Below are 23,525 nucleotides of genomic sequence, written 5' to 3' on the forward strand. Positions count from 1 at the left end.
GTCATGAGCGACAACGACTGGACCAAGCGCGAGCAGGGCACGCCCGGGCAGGAGGACGACGCGACGCGTCAGTGGGGTGCCTCGCCGGCTCAGGGGAGCAACAACGCCGAGGCCCCGCACGACTCGTCCGAAGAGCGCACCCGCGCGTTCACCGCTCCCAACGAGTCAGGCGCCCAGAACACCGGCGCGACGGGACAGAACGACTCCTCGGAGGACCGCACGCGGGCCTTCACCGCTCCCAACGAGTCGGGCACCCAGAATGCCGGTGACCAGGCTCAGTACGGTTCGGCTCCCGCGGCGGGTGGCCAGAACGGGCAGCAGCAGGGTGGACAGTACGGCCAGTCTCCCTACGGCGCCAACGCTCAGGGCCAGCAGTACGGGCAGAACAACTCGTCGATCGGTCAGGGCTTCTCGAACGGACAGAACCAGTACGGCTCGCCCCAGTACGGCTCGGCGTCCCAAGGCGATGCGGGCTACGGCTCGTCGAGCCCGCAGAGCAACCAGAACCGGTACGACTCCGCCCCGCCGTCGAGTGGTCAGTACGGTCAGAACTCCTACGGTTCGACGCCGCAGGGTGGCCAGTACGGTCAGCCCAACCAGACCGAGAACGCGCAGTACGGCCAGAACTCCCAGGGTGCGAACTCGTCGATCGGCCAGGGCTTCTCGACCCATCAGAACCAGTACGACTCCGCCCCGCAGGGCGGCGGTCAGTACGGCCAGAACCAGTACGGCTTCCCGGGTCAGAGCGGGCAGGGCCACCAGTACGGTCAGCCCGGCCACAACGGACAGTACGGCCAGAACAACGCCTGGCAGGGCGGTGACGCGAATAACGCGAACAGCCCGTTCGGTGCCGGCGGCCAGGGTGCTGCCGCAGCCCTGCAGGTGAAGAACCCGGACGGGTCGCTGCGCATCGGGCGCGTCGGCCTGCTCGCCTCCCTCGCGGCGCAGTTCTTCGTCATCATCGGATGCCTCGGCCCGTGGGCCAGCGTGTGGGGCAGCTCGGTCTCGGGCATGAACGGCGACGGCGTCATCGTCCTGCTGCTGTCGCTCGCCATCATCGGCCTCGGCGTCGCGCACCTTCTCGGCAAGGTTCCGGCGAAGTTCCTGTGGGGCATCGTGGTCGCCGCTGCGATCTCCTTCATCGTCGGGCTCATCGACTACGGCAATGTCAGTGACGTCGCGTCGGTGGGCTGGGGCCTCGTGTTCGTCATCTTCTTCTCGCTCGTCTCCGGTGGCGCCGCGGCCCTCGCGGCTCTGCGCGACTGACGCCGTCACCCCTTCGGGCGCCCTGCCTTGCCGGGCGACCCGAAGGGCGGTTGGCTGATCGCATGAGTACGCACGATGAGGCCGCGGAGGCCATCGACACCGTCCTGTTCGACGTCGACGGCACGCTGATCGATTCCACCTACCACCACGCCGTCGCGTGGTCCCGCGCCTTCGCGCAGCACTACCTCCACCCGCCGATGTGGCGCATCCACCGCGCCGTGGGCATGGGCGGCGACCAGCTCGTGCCGAGCGTCGTCGGCGACGACGTCGAGGAGCGCCTCGGCGACGAACTGCGCACCGCGTGGGAGGGCGAGTACCGCCAGATGCTGCCAGACGTGCGGGCCTTCGACGGCGCGGCCGACGCCGTGCGGGCCGTGCAGGAGAAGGGCTACAAGGTGGCGCTCGCGAGCTCGGGTAAGAGTGAGTTCACGGACGCCGCGCTCGAGAAGCTCGGGCTCACGCGGGACGACGTCGACGCCGTCACCTCCTCCGACGACGCGGACAACAGCAAACCGGAGCCGGACATCCTCGTCGCGGCACTCGAGGAGGCCGGTGGCCGACGCGGTGTGCTCGTCGGTGACGCCACCTGGGACGCCGAATCGGCCGGTCGCGTGCCGCAGCCGGGCATGCTCTGCGTCGCCGTCCGCACCGGCGGTTTCTCCGCCGCAGAGCTGAAGGACGCGGGCGCGGTGGCCGTGTACGACGCCGTCACCGACCTGCGCGTCGGTGCGTGGATCGACGAACTCGCCTGAGGCTCACGGGCCGTCACCGGTGCGTGGCATGGTGTGACGCATGGCCGACCTCACCGAACCCTGCCCCAACTGCGGAACGATGATGCGCTGGGAAACCTCCCACGAACGCTGCGACGGCTGCGGCTGGATCCGCCCGTGCTGCGAGGGCGCCCCCTGCCCGAGCTGACGCCGCACGCCGTCACGACGTGAGCCGATCGTGGCGTTCGAGTGGTGTTCACCGCCGCTGAGGAGGAAGGTGGACGCCATGTCGACTCACGAAGGCGGTGACGAACGCAGTTCGTCACCGAGTCCAGAGCAGCAGAACGACACCCGCCACGACGAGCCTGTGCGCACGTGTGCGTTGCCCCCGGAGGGGCCCGCGACGAGCACCGAGCCGGGCGCCGACCACCTCGAATCCGGCCTCAAGCCGCGTCACGTCACGATGATCTCCATCGCCGGCGTCATCGGCGCGGGCCTGTTCGTCGGGTCGGCGAACGCGATCAAACTGGCCGGGCCCGCCGCCATCATCAGCTACGCGGCTGCAGGTCTCGTCGTCGTCCTCGTCATGCGGATGCTGGGCGAGATGGCCACGGTCAACCCCGACACCGGGTCGTTCAGCGTCTACGCGGACCGCGCGCTCGGCAAGTGGGCGGGCTTCTCCATCGGATGGCTCTACTGGTGGGCCTGGGCGCTCATCATCCCCGTCGAGGCAACGGCCGGGGCGACGATCCTGACGAACTGGATCGACTGGCCACAGTGGGTCTTCGCCTTCCTCATCACGGCGATCCTCACGGCCACCAACCTCGTGAGCGTCGGCAACTACGGCGAGTTCGAGTTCTGGTTCGCCCTCGTCAAGGTTGTCGTCATCATCGCGTTCATCGCCGTCGGCCTCCTCGCGATCCTCGGCCTGCTGCCGACGAGTGACGTCTCGGGCCTTTCCGGCCTCACGGCCAACGGCTTCTTCGGCGACGGCCTCGGCGGCATCTTCGCCGCCATGCTCACGACGACCACCACCTACCTCGGCACGGAGATCGTGACGATCGCCGCGGCCGAGTCGAAGAACCCCGTCAGCGGCATTCGCCGCGCGGTCAACAGCGTCATCTGGCGCATCTCGATCTTCTACCTGGGCTCGATCTTCGTCGTCGTGGCTCTCGTCAACTGGCGCAGCCCGCAGCTCGCAGAGGTTGGTTCGTACCAGTTCACCCTCGAGACGATCGGCCTCGGGCAACTGACGACGGTCCTCGACCTCGCGATCCTCACCGCCGTCGCGAGCTGCCTCAACTCAGCGCTCTACACTGCGAGCCGCATGGCGTTCAGCCTCGGCCAACGCGGTGACGCTCCCGGCGCGTTCGGACGGACGAACAGCCGAGGCGTTCCTGTCGCGGCGATCCTCGCGAGCGTCGTCGTCGGCTTCGTCTGCGTCGGACTCAACTACGTCCTGCCGGACAAGATCTTCGGCTACCTCCTGTCGACGGCCGGCTGCGCGGCGCTCTTCGTGTACCTGTGCATCTCGTTCACGCAGTTGCGCTCGCGTCGCGCGATGGACGCCGCGGGCGTGGCCGTGCGGGTTCGCATGTGGCTTTTTCCGGGCCTCACGTACGCGACGATCGCGTTCATCGTCCTCGTGCTCGTCATGATGGCGTTCGACTCGGAGCAGAGCCAGAACCTGTGGTTCAGCCTCGCCGTGGCCGCCGTCGTCCTCGTGGCGTCGTTCGTGCGTCACGGGTTCAGCGGCGGTAGCGACCGCGAGATCGTCGAGGCCGCCGAGGAGGGCATCGCCGAGACCTCCGATTCGGTCTGACGACTGACGACTGACGACTGACGGCGGCACGGCGCCCCACAGTCCGGTGCGACGGGGCAGACTCGACCCATGAGCACCTACGTCATGTTCCTGCGCGGCATCAACGTCGGCGGCATTCGCGTGCCGATGCCCGAGTTGCGGAAGGTGCTCGCCGACGCGGGGTGCCGCGACGTGATGACGTGGCTCGCCACGGGCAACGTCCGCCTCGACTTCGACGGCAGTGCCGAGGAGCTCAAGCAGGTGGCCGAGCAGGCCATCGGGGACGCGTTCGACTACGAGGCGTACGTGCTCGTGCGTGACGCCGAGTCGCTGCGCGAGCTCGTCGAGAGCTGGCCGTTCACGCCCGACGAGGCCCACCACCGCTACATCGTGCTGGGCGGTGGCAGTGCCTTCGAGGCAGCCCAGGCTGCGATCGATGCGGCGCCCACCGACGAGCACGTCGCGGCGTTCGGGGAAGACCTCTACTGGCGTTGTCTCAAGGGCTCGACGACCTCGACGCCCGTGGCGAAGCTGCTCACGAAGCGGGAGTACAAGGCGACGACGACCACGCGAAACCTCAACACGCTGGAGAAGATGCTGCCCGCCGACTGAGGTTCGCGTAATCCTCCACCGCGAGGCGATCGAGCGCTGTCACCGGTGCCCGTTAGGGTGTGCCGCATGTCGACGTCACCCCCTTCGCCGCTTCGCAGCGTCGCCGTCTTCTGCGGTTCGACGCCGGGTAACGACCCTGCCCTCATGGACGTTGCCTACGAGGCGGGGCGTGTCATCGCCGAGCGCGATCTCGTGCTCGTCTACGGCGCCGGTGGCGGCGGGCTCATGGGTGCTGTGAGCCAGGGCGCTCTCGATGCCGGCGGCGAGGTCGTCGGTTTCATCCCGACGCTCATGGTCGAGCGCGAGTGGGGCCGCGTGGACCTCACCGAGTTCCACGAGGTCGACACGATGCACACCCGCAAGGCAGGCATGGCCGAGCGGGCCGACGCCTTCCTCGCCCTGCCCGGCGGCCTCGGCACGCTCGAGGAGATCTTCGAGGTGTGGACCTGGCGCACCATCGGTTACCACTCGAAGCCCGTCGGCTTCCTCGACGTCGACGGTTTCTGGCGGCCGCTGCTCGACGCGCTGCGGGGCATCAGTGACGCAGGGTTCGTGCGCGGCAGCGTCATCGACGACGCCGTCGTCGAGCCGACCATCGAGCGGGCCCTCGACGCCCTCGCCGCGCGATGCACGGTGACCGGCCAAGAACTGCGCCCCGGTTTCTGAGCACGGTCGCCTCAAGGAGGGGTCTCATGAGTGACGAGGAGTGGGTGCGCTCGCGCCTTCCCGTGCGCACCATCGAGGCCTGGCCCGAGGTCCGCGAGCGGCTCATCGCGCACTCGCTCGAGGACGATGAGGTCGGCGAGTGGCCCGGCGAAGAAGCCGACGACTCACCCGAGACCGCCGGGACGCCCGAGCCGGCAGCGGCCGAGCAGGCCGCCGAACCCGACGACGGCCTCACCGACTTCCAACGTCAGTGGTTGTCGCTGGAGGAGCCCGAAGAGGACGAGTCCGAAGCGCCGCTCGAACCCGGCTACCACTGGTGGGAGGGCATCCCCGCCGTCCGTCAGTTCCTGCTCGAGGGGTTCACGCCCGGCCCCGCAACGGTGCTGCTCGGCGAGAACGGCAGCGGCAAGTCGACGCTCGCCGAGGGCATCGCCATGGCCTACGGCCTTGCGCCCGAGGGCGGTTCGACGGGCAGCAGGCACCGCACGCGCAACACCGAGGCCGGTCTCGGTGATCAGCTGCACATCGTGCGCAACGCCGGTGCGGGCAAGGGCGGCTACTTCCTGCGCGCCGAGACGATGCACTCGTTCTTCAGTTACCTCGAGGACAACCCGGGCAATGATCCCGAAGAGCCGCTCTTCCACCAGCTCAGCCACGGCGAGTCGTTCGTCGCGCTCGTGGAACTGAGGTTCAAGCCGAAGCGGCCCGGCCTCTACGTGCTCGATGAGCCGGAGTCAGCCTTGTCGTTCGACAACCAACTGCGCCTCCTGCGTCACCTCACCGCGCTCATGGGCACGGGCAGGCACCAGATCCTGCTCGCCACCCATTCACCGATCCTCGCGGCGCTGCCAGGCGCCACCATCATCGAACTCGACGATCGGGGCTTCCGCGAGGTCGATCACGACGACGCCGGGCTCGTGCGGCAGTGGCGTCACTTCATGAACGATCCGGCTTCGTTCCTCGAGTCCTGACGCAGGCGAGCGGCGCCCGAGCGAAGGCCCGGGCGCCGCTCACGCGGGGATCAGAGCTTGCCGGTGGTCGCGTAGGCACGCAGCTGCGTCAGCGAGCCGTTGAAGATGTTCGTGTCGTAGCCCTTCGCATCCAGCGCGGCGTTCTGCCAGATCGCGTGCTTGCGGTTCTGTGACGACCACATGGTCGGCAGCGGGCCGACCGAACTGCTGTAGCGCGCGAGCCACAACGGGTTCTGGGCGAGAACGGAATCCTTGACGACGACGGCCTGCTGCGTCGTTCCGGTCTGCGGGAGCGTCCCGTTCGAACCTGCGGCACTCGCATCGGTGCCGACGCAGCGGTTCCACCAGATCGAGGCGGTGTAGATCATCGGGTTCACGCCGGTACGCGTGCGGTACTGGGTGACGAAGTCGTTGATCCACGTGCGCATCTGCGTCTGGGTCATGTCGAAACACATGGAGCCGTAGGGGTTCCACTCCATGTCGAGGGCCCCGGGCAGGGTCTTGCCGTCGTTCGACCACCCACCGCCGTTCGACACGAAGAAGTCGGCCTGCTGCGCTCCGGTGGCGGACGAGGGATTCGCGAAGTGGTAGGCACCGCGGATGATGCCGTTGTCGTACGCGCCGGTGTACTGCGAGGCGAACTTGGGGTTCTTGTAGTAGTCGCCCTCGGTGGCCTTGGTGTAGAGGAAGGCCACCCCGGCTTCCTTCCACCCGGCCCAGTCGGACAGGACCGTATGGCCGCTGATGTCGATGCCTGCGACGCTGGTCGGCTCGCTCGGCGTCACGTCGCCGCTCGGGGGCGTGACGACGGTGGTTCCGCCGGTGGTGGCATCGGTGGTCGGGTTGGTCGGGATGGGCTTGACGACACCGAGCGAGGGGGAGGTCACGTTCGGCTTCTGCGAGATCTCGATGTGGCCGGAGAACAGCGGCACGCGAGAGTTGTAGTCGATCTCGTACTGCCACTTCTTCGTCACCGCGTTGAGCGTCACGCCGGAACGCCACGTCACCTTCGCGCCGAAGGTTCGTGCCTGGAGCGAGGCGACCCGCGCCTTCTCGACGGTTTCGACTTCGGCCTTCGTGGAGTAGGAACCGTTCACCTTGAACGAGTGCGCACCGGCGATGAGCGACGCCCAGCTTGGTGTCCCCGTTCCAGATGGTACGCGCCCGGTTGTACCTCACGTCGTAGAGGTAGCCGGTCTGACGGCCGGCACCCGTACCGGCGTCGATGCGGTGGCAGGCGCCGGCCTTGATGCTCGTGCCCTTGTATTTCTTGATCGTGGAGATGGCTGACGTGCGGGCCTCCTCGCAGGCGGCCAGCGTGCTCGAGTGCGACTGCTGGTACAGCCCGTGACGGAAGGTGTAGTTGGCAGCGGCCTGTGCGGGCGCTTCGGCGGGGACGAGCAGACCGAGGCTCGCGGTGGCGGGCACGACGGAACGTCAGAATGACGGCACGGTGAGAGGCTTCCTCGTCAGGGGCGGGGGAAGAGATCCGTCGCCCACGTGAATCGCAGTGGGAAGGCTGCGGATTCGACGGTAGGGATCGCGTGCGCCCAAAGAGACCCAACGGTTTGAATCGTTATCGAGGCGCGATGTGATCGAGACCGTAGCGCGACAGTCGGTAGGCAGACCGAATGGGTGGCCAGGCACCTCGCCCGACCCTTCGGGCCCTTCGGTGGCTCAGCTCGCGCTACTGGCGGCCTTCGAGGGCGGGCGCAGTTCGTAGACGGAGACCGTGGGCGAACTGAAGATCGTGGTCGTGAGGTCGGCCAACTCCGGCGAGACCCTCGACGCGCGGGAGTCGGCGTAGAGGTAGCGCACCCCGCGTGCGGCGAGAGCGTCGAGCACCTGACGATCCGGAGCCGAGAACGCTCGCTCGTTCTGGGCGAACGCCGTCGTGTCGTAGTACGGCTGGTACATGTAGCGGTAACCGCCCACACCGTTCCGGATCCGGGCGCTGGAACTGTAGGCCCAGGCCCCGATGTCGACCGGCGAACGCGTGATGGCCGACACCCAGAAACCCCGTGCATCGCAGTGATCGACGGTCACGACGGCCGCACAGTGCACGTTGGTCGCCACGAGTGACGACTCCGGGTTCGCCTGCGCAAGGGCGCGACCCGCCTCGAGTTCGTCCTCGGTGAGTGGAGAGGTGGCGGTCGGCGGATTGGCGGGCTTGACCACCGGGGCGTATTCGGGGGTCATCGTGTACGCAGTGGCAAGGACGGGGGCAGCCAGGCTGTAGCCGAGAACGGAAGCCCCCAGTGCGAGTGCGGCCCGCGGGTGCCGCTTGCGGCGCGCGAGCAACACGATGCTCACGAGGGCGAGCAGGAGGACAACACCGGCGATCGGGGCCATACGCGACATCTGAAGCGGCGCGAGGTGCTCGTAGACGGACGTGCGTTGCCACACGAGGGCCACACCGAACGAGGCGCCGCCGATGACTCCAGCGGCCAGGGCCACCGCCCGCGTGTCGGAGCGTCTGCGTGCCCCGTTGACCAACGCGACGAACCCCCAGGCGATGAAGACCGCCGACACGGGCTGCAGCCCGCGCATGAAGTAGACCTGCGACAGGGAGGGGTGAGCGAGCGCGAACATGGCCGCCACGGCTACCAGGAACATACCGATGAACATCGAGCGCGCCACGACGTCGTCGATCGCCGCCACGAAGAGGATGGCTGCGTAGGTCGCGAGCAACGCCACGACGAACAGAGCGAGCACGTCGAAACCCGGCTCGCGCCCCATCTTCTGAAGTTCTCTCCACGGCCGCAGCTGGCGGGCGGTGGCACCGAGCAGGAAGATCGAACCGCCCCCGCCGCCGGCGAAGAGAGGTGCTGTCCCGAGCACGATGGCTCCGCCGACGGCGCCGAGCACGATGGGCCGGACGACACCGCGCCGGCGCCACAGCGCGTGCACGGTGACGATGCCGAGACCGCCCATGAGCGTCGGCAGGATCGACACCTTCGTACCCGGGCCCATGAGAGCGAGCAGGAGAGCCAGCGCCGCCGTCGGCACCGGGACGCGAGGCGTTCGCAGGATGATGATGACGACCCAGGTGAGCAACAGGCACAGGGGCAGGCTGAAAAGGTGCGAAGGGCTGACCCAGATGAGCGCGAACGTCGAGCCGGTGTCGATGACCTCGCTGAACAGCGCGACGGGTGGGACGGCGATGAGCAGCGGAGCCAGGGCCGCGACGAGGGCCGAACGAGAAAGGGCAAGACCCATCTCGTAGGCGAGGCCGAGCGTCGCCAACCCCACGGGCAGGAACCACGCGACGACGGAGACCGCGTCGATGTCGACCCCGCTCGCAAGGCTCAGTGCCGCGCCGTGGGCGTTGCTGAACCAGTGGTAGGACAAGGGTCCTTCGGCAGCTGACTGGGGATCGGTCGGCGGCACCTGATGCATGGCGAGTGCCGAGATCGCGACGTGCCACTCCATGTCCTGGTACCAGCGCAGGTGGTGGTCGAGAGGCGTGATGCGCCACAGGGTGAGTGCCAGGGAATGCAGGGCGACGGCGCTACTGACGAGGAGTGCGCCGACGGCCCACCAGCGGCTGCGGGGCGCCTCGGCAGTTTCCTGGGTGCGAGGTGCGGGCGCGAAGCGGCGGAACGCGAGTTCCCACAGGCCCGCGAACAGCGCGGGCGTTACGAGGACCAGCCAGGTCTGTCCGGTGGCGACACCGACGGCCCACCCGAGAAGTTGCGCGGCAAGGCCGGCGGTGAAGGCAACACTCAGCCGTCCCACCCGTGTGAGCGTCGGGAAGCGCCGCGTGATGACGAGCCCGGGGCCGAGGACGGTGAGGCCGTACGCGAAGACGAGACGCGCGATGTCGGGCCAGGCGACGCCGGCTCGGTTGACGGCGAAAGCGCCGGCGAGGAACGTGAATGCACCGACGGCGTCGGAGGCCTCGAGACGGCGAAGAGAGAGGGACGAGCCGGGGGAGTTCACATGCACACCGCAGCATAAAGCGCGTCATGGCGGCATTCCGCGAGGCACGCCGTCACCCCGAACGCACCCGAGCGTCCACCGTGTCACGGTGGACGCTCGGGGCAGAAGTGATTGATTCAGCCGGCGTGCTTCTGCAGTGTGGCGCCGATGGCGGGCAGCGATTCCTTGATGAGGTCGGCGGCCTTGCCGCGCATGCTGCCGTAGACCTTCGAGATCTGGTCGCGGCTCGTGGCCTGAGCGCGGGCGTCGGCAACCTTGAGGATGTCGGCGGTCACCTCGTCGCCGCGGCCGGCGAGGTAGGCGCCGAAGTCGCCCTGGCCGCCGAACTGCTCCCAGTACGGGTCGAAGATGGCGGTGATCTGCTCGAGGTTCTCGTTGAGCACCTTCGGCACGTCGGCCTTCTTCTTGGCGGCGGCGTAGCCCGTCTTGATGGCGGCGCCGGAGAGGCCGCGCTTGTTCGAGACCTCGGTGTCGATCGTGGCCGCGAGGTCGGCGGAGACAGCGGGGCGCACGGCGGGGGCGAGGAGCTTCTCGGACAGAGACATGGGGTGCCTTTCTGACGGGGTAAATACTGCGCTCACCATAGCCGCCGCGGGTGACGGCGCCGTCGCGGGTGAGGCGCGCGGTCGAACGCGGCTCGGCGGAACGCCGCGGTTGTCACCGGGCCGTGGCAGTCTCGATTCATGACGACGAGAACAGCGAACTTCTGCATTGACTGTGCCGACCCGCGGGCCTTGGCCCTGTGGTGGGCCGACGTGGTCGACGACTTCGAGGCCGACGAGCAGGACGAGTGGACCGACGAGGAGGCCTGGTTGGCCGGCCCCGTGGGGCGAGACCTCGTGTTTCTCAAGGTGCCCGAACCGAAGCAGGTCAAGAACCGCATGCACGTGTGCGTTCGCCCGGTCGACACCACGCGTGACGAGGAGGTTGAGCGTCTGCTCGCCCACGGCGCCACGATGGTCGACGATCTACGTCAGCCTGACGAGGGCTGGGCAGTGCTCGCCGACCCGGAGGGCAACGAGTTCTGCGTCCTCACCGCGGACGCGGAGCGCTGTGGCGTAGCTCAGGGCTGAAACGCTTGGGCCGCTCGTGGCACAGTGACGCCATGAGCACGCTGCCGAGTTTCGTGTCGAACACACCCGTCGAGACGCCGCGCCTCCGTCTGCGCCCGATGACGAGCGACGACGTCGCGGCGGCTGCGGCAATTCGCGCCCAGCCCGAGGTCTGCGCCTACCTCAGCCACGGTGCGCTTACGCCCGCCCAGCTCGAGGCCAGGCTGCGGCTCCGGATGGCCCGCACCACCTTGGCCAACGACGTCGAACGCGAGGTCCAGCTCGTCGTCGAGGCGTTCGCTCAGGACGATGACGCGGCGGTCGTCGGCGACTGCGGCTTCAAGGTGGCACGCGCCTGGACGCAGAACGACGCACCCACCGACAGCCTCGTTGCGCGAATCCACTACGCGATGTCACCGCACGTGGCGGGGCGCGGCCTGGGCACCGAACTCGTCGGAGCACTCGTCGCCCACCTGTTCGCCGAGCCGCACGTGCATCGCATTCAGGCCGATGTGTTCGCCGACAACGTCGCGTCGCGCACCGTGCTCGAACGCAACGGTTTTCGTCAGGAGGGCTACTTCGTCGACGACGGCATCATCGACGGCAAGTTCGTCGACGCGTGCCTCTACTCGCTTCTGCGCCGTGAGTGGGAAGGCGGTCAGGCCGCGGGGCGGTGACGCTTGAGCTTGCGCCACAGCCACGTCTCCGGCACGTGGGCGCCGGTCGCGATGTACTCCGCCGCAGCGTCCGAGTACTGCGTTTCGTGCAGCGCGAGCAGCCCCGAGCGGTGACCGACGACGAGCAGGTGGTCGTCGGTCGTCACGGTCGTCGACTCGTCGGGAGCGAAGATGTGCTCGCCGTTGCGGACGAGGACGAGCGGTACGAGCGGGAGGTGCTCGTCGCGGCCGTCGGGGCTCTTGAGGATCTGCCCGACGGTGAGTTCGTCGTGGAGCAGCCAGCGGTGCAGTGCGGGTGAGCCCTGGGCCGACAGGTCGACGAGCATCCGCTCCTTGCCGGTATGGCCGCAGTGCGCCGTGAGGCGCGCGATGATCCCCTCGGCGAACTCGTTGGGCTGCTGGACTGCGTACTCGACGAAGCTCCAGAACAGCGGCGTGACGACGCGCGCGAGGCTCTCCTGGGCGACGAGTTCGGTGGGCGTGAAGACGGAGTCGATGGCGAGGGCGCTCACGAGCGAGGCGCGTGCGTCCGACTGCTGGCGGACGGCGACGAAGAGGTCGGAGCGAGCGATCTTGGCGTGCTCGGCGAGCGCGAGGTTGGTCGTGTCGTTGTCCGTTCCGACGACGAATCCGTTGGCCCGCGAGACATCGGGGTGGCCGTCCTTGGGGTCGGCGACGGTGACGTTCATGCCGGCCCGTTCGAGATCGCTCGTCACCTCCTCGGAGAACTCACCGTCGGCGCACACCACCCAGCTGCCGCCGGGTTGGGGCAGGAACGGCTTGGGCATCTCGTCGTCGCGCGGGTCCATGAGCCACTTCACGAGGGCGTACGTGGCAGGGCGCTGCAGCGCGAGAACGAGGTAGGCGCCGTACCGGTCGCTCGGGTTGATGACGGCGTTCGGCGCGAAGTCATCCATGCGTTCCTCGACGACGCGGTCCATGCAGCGTGCGATGACGCTCGTGCCGGGGCGCAGCAACGTCGTCGCCATGACGACGGCGAGGTTGTCGGTGTCGTCGTCGGTGAGGGCCAGCACGCCCTCGCAGTGCAGATTGGCGAGCCCTGCCATGCCGAGCACGCTGGGCAGGCTCGCGTCGGCCTCGAGCGCAGGGACGTCGCTCTGCAACTCGTCCGTGGCGATCCGCTGGATGCGGTCCTCGCTGCGGTCGATGACGACGAAGCGCCGCCCCGCCTCGTCGAGTTCGCGGCAGACCTGACGCCCGGCCTGGCCGTACCCGCAGACGATGAGGAACGGCTCGCGGATGCGCTTGACCTTGCGGCGGAAGCGCTGCATCGCGACGGCGTCCTGGAAGCTCGCCGATTGAAGCAGCGACAGCAACGTACCGATGGCGTACGCCCAGCCGACGACCGTCATGAAGATGCAGACCGTCACCCACATCCGTTGGGCGGTGGTGAAGGGCACGATCTCGCCGAAGCCGATCGTCGAGGCGGTGTAGGAGATGAAGTAGAACGCCTCGAACGGCGACAGGTGCGTCGCGTTTCCGTTCGCGTCCTTGCCCGGGATGATCGACAGCCCCAGCACGGAGATGGCGAACACCGTCGTGATGAACACGAGCGGCGAACGCATCCGGCGGATGACGATGAAGATCGCGTCGGTCGACGGTGCCTCGTCGGGGATGCGCACGGGCCGCCGCAGCCGGGTGCGGTGGCGGTGGCTGTGGCGGGCGAAGAAGGCGAGCATCGCGCTCATGGGGCGCAGGGATTCAGCGTCGGCGGTAGGAGATGGTCTCGGACACGAGCAGCACGACGCTCACGATGTTCGCCAGCAGGGCGCCGCCGGAGAGCGAGACGATGCTGGAGGTGGTGCCGGGGTCGTTCTCGTATCCGCCGGCGAGAACGTAGAACGCTGCCGCGGAGACGAGTTGGAGCACAGCCACGAGGGACGTGGCGAGGTGGATAGCGCCGATTTGCGTGCGGTCACCGAACTTGAGCACGAGCGCGATGAGGTTGACGAAGATCGCCACATACAGCTCGTTGATGTTGTGCAGCTTCGGGTCGCTCATGTCGCCGATGAAGTAACCGAAGTTCATCGTGGCGGCCAGCAGCACGAAGAAGCCGAAGACGACTTTTTCGAGGTTCATGCGTGAAAGCGTACGGCGTCGAACGGTCCGCCCTCCATCGCGGTGCCGATGGGAAGGTTCCTCGCGGTGGGCGCGCGCTCGCGGGCTACTGCTCCGGGGTGACGAAGTAGGAGTCGTCCATCGCAGGGTGCGGCGCGATGGGAACGACCTGCATGCGCACGCGCTCCTCGGCCCACCGTCGCTGCTCGACGGTCTCGCGTGCGTCGTTGACGGCCTCGCACTGCTCGGCGTCGAGGTAGAACTCGAACTGCGTGGCGCGGGCGTCGAGGCGCGCGACCTTCTCGTAGTCGTGCCCCTCGTGCGCAGCCGTGACGAGCTGTTGGACGACACGCTCGATCGTCGAGCGGCGCATTCGACGAGCCAGCTGCGGCAGGATGTCGATGCGCCCGTCCTCGCTCACAATGATGACCATCGAACCCCTGCCGCGCCCCGCGAGGTAGCGGATCGCCGAGTTGTACCGAGCGCCGCGCGAGATGTCGCCGGTGCCCGTGGCGGCGCCGTCGAGGATGACGCCGACGGCGTGGCAGTGACCCTCCGGGCTGACGAGCACCGCGCCGTCGATCTTCGTCAGGGCGTGGAACGCGTTCGGCCCGAGGCGGGTCGGCTCAACGGTGTACGCCTGCGGGAGAAGGCGTTCGCCCTCGGCGCGAGCATCGGGGTGGACGACGAGCATCGTGCCGTGCTGCTGACGGATGCAGGCCTGGGCCATGTCCCACAGGATGTTCGCGTGCTGGTCGGTGGCCTCGGGGAAGACGCGCCGCACGGTGTGCACGAACGTGTCGGCGTCGACGAGGTCGCGTGGCAGCGTCGGCTGGCCGTTGTCGACGCGAAGGAACGGCGTCGTCGCGTGCCACAGCTCCCACGAGCCGTTGCCGACGACGCGGACGGTGAAGCAGCGTTCGTCGGCCGTGTCGTAGGCCTCTTCGAGCGTGCCGAGCCCGTAGACCTTTCGCCCGTCGCACAGCAGCTCGAAGCCTGGCCCCGTCATCTCGAGGGCCTTGCGGAACGAGCGGGGCACCGAGACGGGCACCTCGTGTTCGAACGCCACCTCGCAGCGCACGGCGTCATGCGTGGGTTGCGCGAGCACGAGCGTGCCGAGGCTGGGGCGGCCCTCGTAGGTCTGAGCCGAGACGGCGTCGAGGGCATCACGCAGGCCGAGGGCGAACTCCTGCCCCGCGCGCGACGCGCACCCGTTGACGAAGGTGTCTGCGGCAGAACGCAGCACGGCACCTGCGTCGATGCCGATGAGGGAGACCGGGTGTTTGCGGTCGAGTTCGTGGCTGGCAGCGCGCAGCACGTCGTCGATGACGGCCTCGGGGAAGCACGCTGCGGCGTCGAAACCGTCGATCGTGGTTGTCGAGAGCTTCGGCAGTTCGGCCCACGGTTCGCTCAGCACGGCGAGCACGGGGAAGACGCGGTGGGCGTCGACGATGACGCTCATCCCGACGAAGAGTCGGCGGTCGTCGAATCGCGCTGCGGTGTCGAGGGCTTCGAGGAGAACCTGACGGTGGCAGCCCTCGCGCAGCGCGGTGAGGTAGTGCTCGGGATGCCATTCCTCGTCGGCGGCGTGGGGCACCCCGGCCGCCACCGAACGGGCCTCGGGGCAGGAGGCCGGGCAGGTCGTTCGGCGCTGCTCCTCGAAGAGCGCGTCGGCGCGGCCGAGAAGTCCGGCGAGCGGTTCGACGTCGAACGCGTTGCGCTCGGGCTCGATGAGGACGGCGTCGCTGCCGTCGACGGGGAAGCCGATGAGGAAGCCACGTGGGTCGAGTTCGACGCCTGCGCGGTCGAGCGCTTCGTCGGCGAGTCGTTCCATCGACCACCGAAGCTCGCCCTGATCACCCCACAGGGACGCAGCACCACCCCGAACTGCTTCCATGGCAGGCATTTTCGCACGCCGATTTCGGTGCGAAGACCCGCGTCCCACGCGGTGGATCCCGGTGGGCTCCGGCATCGGTCAGAGAACGGCCCCCGGCTCGCGGCTACCAGGTGCGAAGAACCGAAACTGCGCGCGTCCCAGGCGAACCCGGGACGCGCGCAGCGTCAGTCGTCGTGCGTGCGGTCAGCGCAGCGTGTCGCCGTGGGGACCGTCCTCCGGGAGGCCGTCACCGACGCGGCGCACCGCGTTCTCCTGCTCGGCCTCGCCGCTGAGGGCGGTGACCTCCGGGTCGGCCAGTGCCTCGCCCGTGTCCGCGTCGTCACCGAAGTCGCCGTTCACGGAATTGATCTCGGGATCGGTCACGGCTGCGTTGTCGATGTCGGCGTTGCGCACGTCGCGCGCGCCGGCGTCGTCACCGAAACCGTCGGTGGTGGTGCGGTTCTCGCCGAGACCGTCGGCCTCGCCGTGGACGGAGTTGATCTCCGGGTCCGTGACAGGCTCGTTGTCGTCGACGGAGTAGGCGGTGTTCGGGTCGAGCGAGCTCGTCGGTGCGTCGGCGCCGACCGCACGATCGACGGCGCTCTCGCCGCCGAACTGGTCGTCGGCCGTCTGCAGGCCGTCCTGTCCGATGGCGCGGTCGATGGCCTCTTCGCTGCCGACCGCCGTGTCGCCGAAGTCACCGGTCGTCGTGCCTGCAGCGCCGGTGGCGGCGCCCGTGGCAGACACCTTGTCGACGCCGGTCATGGCGGCATTCTGCGCCTTGGCGACCTTGTCGGCGTACTTGCCGCCGGTCTTGTCGTTGACGGTGGCGCCGGCCTTCTGGACGGCCTCGGCGATCTTCTCGCGGTTGCCGTCAGCCGCGGCGGCGGCCTTCTCCTTGGCGAGCTGAGCCTTCTGGTCGAGGCCGAGTTCGGCTGCCTTGGCCCTGAGCTTGTCGGTGAATCCCATGATCGTCTCCCTGGTGGGTTCGATGGAAGGTCTTACCTGTCGTAACGAACCCTGCCACGCGGATGTTCCGGGCACCAGAGGCAATTGGCCGGGATGCCGGGCCGGACGGACGATGCGCCGACACCAGCCGACGCAGGTCGCTGCCGGCGCCGCCTGCAACGGATCTCGACTGGTCGATGGCTCGGTGCATTCGTCGGCCCGGCGCCCGCGGCGATGACGGCCCGAGCCACCCGCATCGGGGGCGCCAGGGGCGGGCAGCAGCGTCAGTCGAGCTCGCGCACCGCATCGGCGAGGGCGGGCATGGCCCGCTCCATCGTCGCGAGCGTCGTGACGAAGCCGTCCTGACCGCCGTACCAGGGGTCGGGCACGCCGTCGCCGGGCTCGGCCTCGGGGTCGTAGTCGGTGAGGAGGACGACGTGGTCAGGCAGGTCCCCGCCGTAGATGTCGCGCATCCGGTCGAGGTGGATGTCCTCCATGGCGACGACGAGGTCGTTCTCGTCGATCTCGTCGCGCGTGATCTGGTGCGCGCTGTGGTCGTCGGCGTCGTAGCCGGCCTTCTTCAGTTCGGTGACGGCGCGAGGGTCGATCGGGTTGCCGATCTCCTCGGTGGACGTCGCGGCGCTCGTCAGCTCGACGTCGCCGAGGCCGTGTTCGGCGAAGTAGGTCGCGGCGACGCGCTCGGCCATCGGCGAGCGGCAGATGTTCCCCCAGCAGACGAACACCACCCTCCGAATGGGCGCCGCGGTGCCGGTGTCGCGTTTTCCAGGCATCATCGAATGCTGGCGACGATCTCGAGAGCGCGCTTCTGGGCCTCGAGGCCGCGGGCCGCGTTCGTCATCATGAGCTCGTCGGCCATGGCGTGCTCAGCGAACTGTTCGAGGTAGGCGCCGACGCGTTCGGGCCCGCCGATGGCGGTGTACGTGAGCATGTGCTTGGCCTGCTGGCCGGCGGGGGAGTCGAGAAGCATCTCGATCTCGTCGTCGCTGAGGCGGCGGTCGGCAGCGCCGAAGCGGGTGGCGAGGGAGCGAACGCGGGCGCGCAGGACCTCCTCGTACATCGTCGCCGCGGCGTCGTCGGTCTCGGCCGCCACGACGTTGAGGGCCGCGATGACGTGCGGCTCGGCCAGTTGCTCGGAGGGGCGGAACTCGGTGCGGTAGGCGTGAACCGCGGCCTGCAGCGCGTCGGGCGCGAAGTGGCTCGCGAAGGCGTACGGCAGGCCGAGAGCGGCGGCGAGCTTCGCTCCGAACATGCTGGAGCCGAGGATGTAGAGAGGCACGTGGGTGCCCTGGCCGGGCACGGCCTCGATGCCGGCGAGGGGGCTCTCGTCGGAGAGCAGGCCCTGGAGCTCGACGACGTCCTGGGGGAAGCGGTCGCTGGCGTGCGGATCGCGTCGCAGGGCCTGCCAGGTCCGCTGGTCGGTGCCGGGCGCCCGTCCGAGGCCGAGGTCGATGCGGCCCGGGTGCAGTTCGGCGAGGGTGCCGAACTGCTCGGCGATGACGAGCGGGGAGTGGTTCGGGAGCATGACGCCACCGGAGCCGACACGGATCGTGTTCGTGCGCGCCGCGACGTGCGCGAGCAGCACCGACGTCGCCGCGGACGCGATGTGTTTCATGTTGTGGTGCTCGGCGAACCAGATGCGCTCGAAACGGCCCGTCGCCTCAGCCGCCTGGGCGAGCTCGACGCTCGCGTTGATGGCGTCGCCGACGCTCTGGCCGCCGCCCACCTGGGCGAGGTCGAGGATCGACAGGGGGATGTCGTCGGCCTTCTTGGCGAACGACACGGTCTCGATCGTGGTGTCGTCCGGCGAGGAGCTCGCGCGGGTCGTCGGGTCGGTCGGGTGGGATGCGCCGTTGTCACTCACATTCGGGTCAACGCCCGGCGTCGGGGCCGGCATTCCCCGGCGGCTCAGCTCGCTTCGGTGAGCAGGTGCGTGTCGGTGGGTCGCTTGGGTTCGGCGATGAGGGCGTCGAGGCGTTTGGCCAGCTTGCGGTGCAGCCAGGCCGAGGGGTGGAAGCCGTCCTCGGCGAAGGCCTTGTCCTGCTCGAGCAGCCCCGATTCTGTGAGCAGGTAGTGCTGCACGTTCGGGTAGGTGGCGACGACGTTAGCCGCGACGGCGTCGAAGCGCAGGGCGCGGCTGCCGAGGGTGTGGCCGAGGAACGTCGGCATCGCGGGGAACTCCTGGATCGGCGGCACGCCGAGCAGGACGACCTGCACGAGCGGATTCACCTCGGTGATCGTGTCGAGCAGTGTGCGCAGACTGGTGCGCCAGGCGTCCTCGGTGCGTAGGTTCTTGACGTCGTTGACGCCGACGCTGACGACCACCGCGTCGGCGCGCGCGAGTTCGCTGCGGACTGCGTCGGTGCCGGCGAGGAGGCTGACGTCGTGGGCGTCGGCGCCGGAGCGAGCGATGACGTGCCAGGCGACGGGGTGTTCGAAGCGCTCGGACATGCGGCAGGCGAGACGCCCGGCGATGCTGTCGCGGTGGTGTTCGATGCCGACGCCGTCGGCCACGCTGTCGCCGAGCACGACGAGGTGATGGTCGTCCTCGGGCTCGAAGTGGGAGCCGTTCGGCACGGTACTGGCCACGCCCTCACGCGCGGTGGCGCTGGGCAGCCGGGCGATGTCGTGACGCACACGTCGCCCCTGGACGATGAGCGCGGGCGCGCGCAGAAGAAGCGTCGGCAGCGAGCACCCGGGTGCTCGGGAGGAGACCTTCGAGCGGACGCGGCGGACGGCGCGGGCGACCCCGGACGAGCGGCGTTCGGCTAAGAGGTCACGCATGGCGCCCATGGTTGCCGATTTCACGAAGATGACGCCACGCCGACGCGACTCGTTCACCCAACCGTTAGGTCGCTGTGACCTGCGGGTGAGCTACCTCACCCGATGAGTGCCGCGCACGCGTCGCGGCGACGTTGCCCGGGCTAGGGGGCTCTGCGACTCGAACCGCCGCCAGTCTTTGTGACTTTAGGGCCCTAGAGTTACAAAGACTGCTTGGGACCGCTCACTTAGAAATGATCTGGCGACCGTCTGATCTGACACAGATCGCCCCATGAGCCGATGGCAGCGTCACGAAGCCAGCCGATGGAGTCCGGCCGCACGTCGGCGTCACCAAGGGTGCTCGGCGAAGTCCTTGAGGAAGATGCCGTACTGGTCGACGCCGTTCTCGCCCATGACGATCGGGTCGTAGACGCGGGCGGCGCCGTCGACGAGGTCGAGCGGCGCGTGCCAGCCCTCCTCAGCGATGCGCAGCTTCTCGTGGTGCGGGCGCTCGTCGGTGATCCAGCCCGTGTCGACCGCCGTCATGAGGATCTTGTCGGTCGTGAACATCTCGCCCGCCGACGTGCGCGTCATCATGTTGAGCGCCGCCTTCGCCATGTTCGTGTGCGGGTGTCCGGGCCCCTTGTAGCGGCGCGAGAACTGCCCCTCCATCGCCGAGACGTTGACGACGTACGCCCGCCGCGCACCGTTCTTCACCGCCTGACGCATCGACGGCCGCAGCCGGCTCACGAGCAGGAAGGGCGCCGTCGAGTTGCACAGCTGCACCTCGAGAAGCTCGAGCGGGTCGACCTCCTCGACCTTCTGCTTCCAGCTGTTGATGCGTTGCGTGTCCGGCAACAACCCGCCCGCGTCGACGGCCGTACCCGCCTGGTACGCATCGAGACTCGCGTGCCCGGCAGACAGGGCGAGCGACGTCATCGCCGCCGCCGACTGCGCCTCAAGCTCGGACGCCCGGGCTCCCGCCTCGTCATGGTTCTCGTCGTCCGCGGCATGCGTGTGCTTGTGCGCCGCGAGCGTGCCCGCGAGGTTGGCCGGGTGCGCGTCGCTGATGCGATCGAACTGCACGATCTGCGGCAACGCGATGTCGCGCGGCAGCGGCAGCTCCTCACCCGCGACGAGGTTCGAGTACGCCCCGGGCGTGCGCCGCACCGTCTGCGCCGCGTTGTTGATGAGAATGTCGAGCGGCCCCGCCTCGGCCACCTCGTCGGCCAGGGCGATGACCTGCGTCGGGTCGCGCAGGTCGATGCCGACGATCTTGAGCCGGTCGATCCACTCCGGCGAGTCGGCGAGCTCCGCGAACCGGCGGGCCGCGTCACGCGGGAAGCGCGTCGTGATCGTCAGGTGCGCGCCGTCACGCAGCAGCATGAGTGCGATGTACATGCCGATCTTGGCGCGCCCGCCCGTCAGCAGCGCGCGCTTGCCCGTGAGGTCGACGCGCTGGTGACGCTTGGCGTGGCTCATCGCCGCGCACTTCGGGCAGAGCCAGTGGTAGAACGCGTCAACGGTCGTGTACTTCTCGTGGCAGATGTAGCAACCGCGCGGCGTGTGCAATTCGCCCGCGATGTCGCCGACCGTGCTCGACGTCAGGGGGATGCCCTTCGTCTCGTCGTCGATCCGAAGCGGCGAACCGGTAGCCGTGGACTCGAGCACCTTCGTGTCGTGCGCGCGCAACGGCCCGAGCTCGGCCTCGCGCGCTTCGTTGCGCCGCGCCTTGCGTACCCGCTTGTACATCGTGCCGGTGGCGCGCTTGACCCGCTGGATGTCGGGGTGGCCCGCCGGTAGTTCGTGCAGCATGCCGAGGACGCGCAACGTCGTCGCCATCTCGTGGGCGTCGATCGCGGTCTCGGCGAACAGCTGCTCCTGCTCGGGCGTCAGCGCCTCTTCGTGCACGTGCTCAGGGGCTGCCATGTCGTCCGAATCCACCCGGCAAGTGTAGGCGGGGTGGTGAGGGGCCACCCCAGCGGTGGACTCAGCCGGTGACGTTCGTTGCGGTTGGCTACGTTGCACCGTCACCAACCGCGAGAAACGTGGCCAACGTCGAGGTTGGCTACGTTTCGGACAGCTCGAGCACCCGGATGGCCAACTGGACGCGGTTCGTCACACCGAGCTTGTCGAACAGTCGGCTCGTGTGGGTCTTGATGGTCGGCATGCTGAGATAGAGCTGCTGCGCGATTTCGGCGTTCGTCAGGCCCTGGGCGATGAGCTGGGCCACCTCCCACTCGCGCTCCGTGACGCCGGCCGGCGCTGCCGGAGGCGATGGCACCGCTGACGGCGCTCCGGGGCCTGATTCACCTACCGAACCGCCGCCGAGCCCGATGTCGTCACTCGGCGCAGAAGCAGCACCCGCGGGCCGGCCCGCAGCCAACCGCACGAGCCGCGCCAGCACCGACGGCGAGAACCGAGCGCCACCTCGGGCTGCGTCGAGCACGGCTTCGACGACGGCCTCCGGGGGAGAGTCCTTGAGCAGGAACGACACCGCCCCGCCGCGCAGCGCGTCGAGCAGGTAGTCGTCGGTGTCGAACGCGGTGAGGACGACGACGCGCGCCCGTGCCCCTTCGTCGGCGAGCGCCCGGGTGGCGTCGAGCCCGTTCATACGCGGCATGCGAACGTCCATGAGGACGACGTCCGGGTCGAGTTCACGCGTGAGCGTGACGGCTTCGGCACCGTCGGCCGCTTCGCCCACGACCTCGATGCCGCGAGCGCCGTCGATCATGAGCCGCAGCCCGGCGCGCATGAGGTTCTCGTCGTCGGCGACGAGCACGCGAACGCGGGCGTCGGGGTCGGTCAGCTGCGCCACGGAATGCGCACCTCCACAGTGAAGTAGCCGGGTGTCTCGCGTCGGTTCATCGTGCCACCGAGCAGACGCACCCGCTCGCCCACCCCGACGAGTCCGAGACCGGTGCTCAGGGCCTCCGACGACGCAGCCGTGGGGTTGGTGCTCACGACGACCAACGCGTCCTCGTCACGGCGGAACGTGAGCGCGAGCGGAGCGTCGGGAGCGTGTTTGCCCGCGTTGACGACGAGTTCACTGACGATGCGGTGCACTGCCGCGCCGTTGGTGCCGGTCAGCGTCCCGAGGTCGGTTTCCTCGATGCCCTCGAAATTGACGGTGACGAGGCGGCCCTGCGCACGAGCGTCCTTGACGAGCGTGAGGACATCACGCGCCGACGGGAGGGGCCGCGCATCGGGTGCGGGGCTGCGCAACGCGGAGAGCACCTCGCGCAGTTCGGCGTTCGCGGTTCCCGCAGCGTCGCGCAGGGTGCGGGCGGTGGCGCGCATCTGCTCCGGCGAGAGGTCCTCACGGTAGGCGAGCGCGCCGGCGTGCATCGCGATGAGGGAGAGGTGGTGCGAAAGGCTGTCGTGCATGTCGCGCGCGATGGCGGTGCGTTCCTCCGAACGGGCACGCTCCGCGTCGATCTGCTTCGACCGGGCCAGGGCAGCGTGTTCGCGTTCGATGGCCGCACGCTCGCGCTGGGCGGCGATGGCCTGCGCCTGCCACGACGCGAGCAACTCCACCCGCTCGGCCCGCGAACGGCCCCAGGCGAGGAAGGCGTAGCCGATCGGCACCATGATGAGCGACCACAGGAGGGTCGACCAGTCGAGGGACAGCCGCTGCTCGGTCAGTGCCGTCTGGACAAGACCCGTCGCGACGAGAAGAGCGAGCACCGCGACGTCGTCCCGGCGACGGCGCAACCCACCGAGTCGGACGACGGCGACCAGCGCTGCGGGTGTTGCGAACGCGCTGACGGCGGAGGCGAGCAGGAGCAGGTAGTTCCACCGCCCCGCGCGAGACATCGGGCCCACAGCGATCACCGCGACGAAGCCGACGAGGAAATCCCAGAGGAGCAGCCCGTTCTCGTAGGAGGAAAGACCGTCCTCCTCGAGCGTTTCGATCTGGATGCCGAAGATCACGACGCCGAGGACGAAACAGGCCGCGCTCACCGCGAACGGACGCCAGCGCCGCCGGCCGGCGAGGCGTTCGTTGTTCGAGGTGGCCAGCGACGTGCCGGCGGAAGGTGGCATACCGCCATCGTAGGAACGCGCGAAGGGATGACGGTATCGGCCGAAGGTCGCTCCCTGGCGCGGTACGTCAGCCGAAAGAATGAACCTCGACGACCATGCCCTG

The 23,525-nt window shown here is 68.8% G+C and carries 22 protein-coding genes; 8 read left to right on the plus strand and 14 right to left on the minus strand.

Going from position 1 to position 23,525, the window contains the following annotated elements; all coding sequences use genetic code 11:
• The first annotated feature begins 3 nt into the window (after positions 1–3).
• Both K9D12_RS04685 and K9D12_RS04690 read left to right on the plus strand, forming a co-directional pair.
• Entirely contained in the window at positions 4–1,266 is a 1,263-nt protein-coding gene (locus tag K9D12_RS04685) for a hypothetical protein (protein ID WP_223059609.1), read from the plus strand.
• A gap of 62 nt (positions 1,267–1,328) precedes the next feature.
• Positions 1,329–2,018: an HAD family hydrolase gene (locus tag K9D12_RS04690; protein WP_129665902.1), complete on the plus strand. Its 690-nt coding sequence runs from the start codon at positions 1,329–1,331 to the stop codon at positions 2,016–2,018.
• 3 nt (positions 2,019–2,021) lie between these two features.
• Here the strand turns inward: K9D12_RS04690 and K9D12_RS04695 are convergent, their stop codons facing one another.
• Positions 2,022–2,264, minus strand: coding sequence for a hypothetical protein (locus K9D12_RS04695; protein WP_129665905.1), 243 nt, complete (start codon positions 2,262–2,264; stop codon positions 2,022–2,024).
• Between K9D12_RS04695 and K9D12_RS04700 the strand changes: the two genes are divergently transcribed.
• From K9D12_RS04700 to K9D12_RS04715, 4 genes are all read left to right on the plus strand, one after another.
• Positions 2,263–3,798, plus strand: a complete 1,536-nt coding sequence (locus K9D12_RS04700) for an amino acid permease (protein WP_223059610.1) — start codon at positions 2,263–2,265, stop codon at positions 3,796–3,798. The two genes, K9D12_RS04695 and K9D12_RS04700, sit on opposite strands and share 2 nt — an antisense overlap.
• A 69-nt stretch (positions 3,799–3,867) precedes the next feature.
• Positions 3,868–4,389 carry a DUF1697 domain-containing protein gene (locus K9D12_RS04705; protein ID WP_129665909.1) on the plus strand — a complete coding sequence of 174 codons (522 nt, stop codon included), beginning with the start codon at positions 3,868–3,870 and terminating at the stop codon, positions 4,387–4,389.
• 66 nt (positions 4,390–4,455) lie between these two features.
• The gene (locus K9D12_RS04710) at positions 4,456–5,055 is read left to right on the plus strand and encodes a TIGR00730 family Rossman fold protein (protein ID WP_129665911.1); all 600 of its coding nucleotides are present in this window, start codon (positions 4,456–4,458) and stop codon (positions 5,053–5,055) included.
• A gap of 26 nt (positions 5,056–5,081) precedes the next feature.
• Positions 5,082–6,026, plus strand: a complete 945-nt coding sequence (locus K9D12_RS04715; RefSeq protein ID WP_129665913.1) for an AAA family ATPase — start codon at positions 5,082–5,084, stop codon at positions 6,024–6,026.
• Positions 6,027–6,076: 50 nt separating this feature from the next.
• Here K9D12_RS04715 and K9D12_RS04720 read toward each other — a convergent pair whose 3' ends face one another.
• The 3 genes from K9D12_RS04720 to K9D12_RS04730 form a co-directional block, all read right to left on the minus strand.
• Positions 6,077–7,123 carry a GH25 family lysozyme gene (locus K9D12_RS04720; RefSeq protein WP_240730213.1) on the minus strand — a complete coding sequence of 349 codons (1,047 nt, stop codon included), beginning with the start codon at positions 7,121–7,123 and terminating at the stop codon, positions 6,077–6,079.
• A gap of 580 nt (positions 7,124–7,703) precedes the next feature.
• Entirely contained in the window at positions 7,704–9,974 is a 2,271-nt protein-coding gene (locus tag K9D12_RS04725; protein WP_129665915.1) for a hypothetical protein, read from the minus strand.
• A 110-nt stretch (positions 9,975–10,084) separates the two neighbouring features.
• Positions 10,085–10,513: a hypothetical protein gene (locus K9D12_RS04730; protein ID WP_129665917.1), complete on the minus strand. Its 429-nt coding sequence runs from the start codon at positions 10,511–10,513 to the stop codon at positions 10,085–10,087.
• Between the two features lie 138 nt (positions 10,514–10,651).
• Between K9D12_RS04730 and K9D12_RS04735 the strand changes: the two genes are divergently transcribed.
• Together K9D12_RS04735 and K9D12_RS04740 are read left to right on the plus strand one after the other, a co-directional pair.
• Positions 10,652–11,041: a VOC family protein gene (locus tag K9D12_RS04735; protein ID WP_047310955.1), complete on the plus strand. Its 390-nt coding sequence runs from the start codon at positions 10,652–10,654 to the stop codon at positions 11,039–11,041.
• 32 nt (positions 11,042–11,073) lie between these two features.
• Positions 11,074–11,697, plus strand: coding sequence for a GNAT family N-acetyltransferase (locus K9D12_RS04740; protein WP_129665919.1), 624 nt, complete (start codon positions 11,074–11,076; stop codon positions 11,695–11,697).
• On the opposite strand, the gene K9D12_RS04745 is transcribed toward K9D12_RS04740, so the two are convergent.
• The 10 genes from K9D12_RS04745 to K9D12_RS04790 form a co-directional block, all read right to left on the minus strand.
• A complete protein-coding gene (locus tag K9D12_RS04745) occupies positions 11,679–13,406 on the minus strand; it encodes an NAD-binding protein (protein ID WP_129665921.1) in 1,728 nt (575 codons plus the stop codon). The two genes, K9D12_RS04740 and K9D12_RS04745, sit on opposite strands and share 19 nt — an antisense overlap.
• Positions 13,407–13,419: 13 nt before the next feature.
• A complete protein-coding gene (locus K9D12_RS04750; protein ID WP_047310957.1) occupies positions 13,420–13,797 on the minus strand; it encodes a DUF6394 family protein in 378 nt (125 codons plus the stop codon).
• An 85-nt stretch (positions 13,798–13,882) separates the two neighbouring features.
• A complete protein-coding gene (locus K9D12_RS04755; protein WP_223059611.1) occupies positions 13,883–15,673 on the minus strand; it encodes a DNA integrity scanning protein DisA nucleotide-binding domain protein in 1,791 nt (596 codons plus the stop codon).
• A 183-nt stretch (positions 15,674–15,856) separates the two neighbouring features.
• Positions 15,857–16,621, minus strand: a complete 765-nt coding sequence (locus tag K9D12_RS04760; protein ID WP_223059612.1) for an antitoxin — start codon at positions 16,619–16,621, stop codon at positions 15,857–15,859.
• 263 nt (positions 16,622–16,884) lie between these two features.
• Positions 16,885–17,391 carry a low molecular weight protein-tyrosine-phosphatase gene (locus K9D12_RS04765; protein ID WP_052946920.1) on the minus strand — a complete coding sequence of 169 codons (507 nt, stop codon included), beginning with the start codon at positions 17,389–17,391 and terminating at the stop codon, positions 16,885–16,887.
• Positions 17,391–18,482 carry an LLM class flavin-dependent oxidoreductase gene (locus K9D12_RS04770; protein ID WP_370633456.1) on the minus strand — a complete coding sequence of 364 codons (1,092 nt, stop codon included), beginning with the start codon at positions 18,480–18,482 and terminating at the stop codon, positions 17,391–17,393. The genes K9D12_RS04765 and K9D12_RS04770 overlap by 1 nt, the downstream gene beginning before the upstream one ends.
• A gap of 44 nt (positions 18,483–18,526) precedes the next feature.
• On the minus strand, positions 18,527–19,402 hold the full coding sequence (locus K9D12_RS04775; RefSeq protein ID WP_165357949.1) for an SGNH/GDSL hydrolase family protein: 876 nt from the start codon (positions 19,400–19,402) through the stop codon (positions 18,527–18,529).
• Positions 19,403–19,726: 324 nt separating this feature from the next.
• Positions 19,727–21,307 (minus strand): SDR family NAD(P)-dependent oxidoreductase, encoded by a 1,581-nt coding sequence (locus K9D12_RS04780; protein ID WP_129666021.1) that lies wholly within the window; start codon positions 21,305–21,307, stop codon positions 19,727–19,729.
• Between the two features lie 139 nt (positions 21,308–21,446).
• Entirely contained in the window at positions 21,447–22,196 is a 750-nt protein-coding gene (locus K9D12_RS04785) for a response regulator transcription factor (protein WP_240730215.1), read from the minus strand.
• Positions 22,184–23,422: a sensor histidine kinase gene (locus K9D12_RS04790; protein WP_165357950.1), complete on the minus strand. Its 1,239-nt coding sequence runs from the start codon at positions 23,420–23,422 to the stop codon at positions 22,184–22,186. Before K9D12_RS04790 ends, K9D12_RS04785 begins: the two co-directional genes overlap by 13 nt.
• Positions 23,423–23,525: the final 103 nt, after the last annotated feature.

The organism is Dermacoccus sp. Tok2021, from assembly GCF_019895135.1.
Classification (GTDB): domain Bacteria; phylum Actinomycetota; class Actinomycetes; order Actinomycetales; family Dermatophilaceae; genus Dermacoccus; species Dermacoccus abyssi.

Coding starts and splice junctions, on each gene's coding strand:
- K9D12_RS04700 (WP_223059610.1), top strand. CDS start 2,263: ATGTCGACTCACGAAGGCGGTGACGAACGCAGTTCGTCACCGAGTCCA.
- K9D12_RS04750 (WP_047310957.1), bottom strand. CDS start 13,797: ATGAACCTCGAAAAAGTCGTCTTCGGCTTCTTCGTGCTGCTGGCCGCC.
- K9D12_RS04730 (WP_129665917.1), bottom strand. CDS start 10,513: ATGTCTCTGTCCGAGAAGCTCCTCGCCCCCGCCGTGCGCCCCGCTGTC.
- K9D12_RS04780 (WP_129666021.1), bottom strand. CDS start 21,307: ATGGCAGCCCCTGAGCACGTGCACGAAGAGGCGCTGACGCCCGAGCAG.
- K9D12_RS04715 (WP_129665913.1), top strand. CDS start 5,082: ATGAGTGACGAGGAGTGGGTGCGCTCGCGCCTTCCCGTGCGCACCATC.
- K9D12_RS04760 (WP_223059612.1), bottom strand. CDS start 16,621: ATGGGATTCACCGACAAGCTCAGGGCCAAGGCAGCCGAACTCGGCCTC.
- K9D12_RS04685 (WP_223059609.1), top strand. CDS start 4: ATGAGCGACAACGACTGGACCAAGCGCGAGCAGGGCACGCCCGGGCAG.
- K9D12_RS04740 (WP_129665919.1), top strand. CDS start 11,074: ATGAGCACGCTGCCGAGTTTCGTGTCGAACACACCCGTCGAGACGCCG.
- K9D12_RS04745 (WP_129665921.1), bottom strand. CDS start 13,406: ATGAGCGCGATGCTCGCCTTCTTCGCCCGCCACAGCCACCGCCACCGC.
- K9D12_RS04690 (WP_129665902.1), top strand. CDS start 1,329: ATGAGTACGCACGATGAGGCCGCGGAGGCCATCGACACCGTCCTGTTC.
- K9D12_RS04775 (WP_165357949.1), bottom strand. CDS start 19,402: ATGCGTGACCTCTTAGCCGAACGCCGCTCGTCCGGGGTCGCCCGCGCC.
- K9D12_RS04710 (WP_129665911.1), top strand. CDS start 4,456: ATGTCGACGTCACCCCCTTCGCCGCTTCGCAGCGTCGCCGTCTTCTGC.
- K9D12_RS04755 (WP_223059611.1), bottom strand. CDS start 15,673: ATGGAAGCAGTTCGGGGTGGTGCTGCGTCCCTGTGGGGTGATCAGGGC.
- K9D12_RS04765 (WP_052946920.1), bottom strand. CDS start 17,391: ATGCCTGGAAAACGCGACACCGGCACCGCGGCGCCCATTCGGAGGGTG.
- K9D12_RS04735 (WP_047310955.1), top strand. CDS start 10,652: ATGACGACGAGAACAGCGAACTTCTGCATTGACTGTGCCGACCCGCGG.
- K9D12_RS04695 (WP_129665905.1), bottom strand. CDS start 2,264: ATGGCGTCCACCTTCCTCCTCAGCGGCGGTGAACACCACTCGAACGCC.
- K9D12_RS04790 (WP_165357950.1), bottom strand. CDS start 23,422: ATGCCACCTTCCGCCGGCACGTCGCTGGCCACCTCGAACAACGAACGC.
- K9D12_RS04705 (WP_129665909.1), top strand. CDS start 3,868: ATGAGCACCTACGTCATGTTCCTGCGCGGCATCAACGTCGGCGGCATT.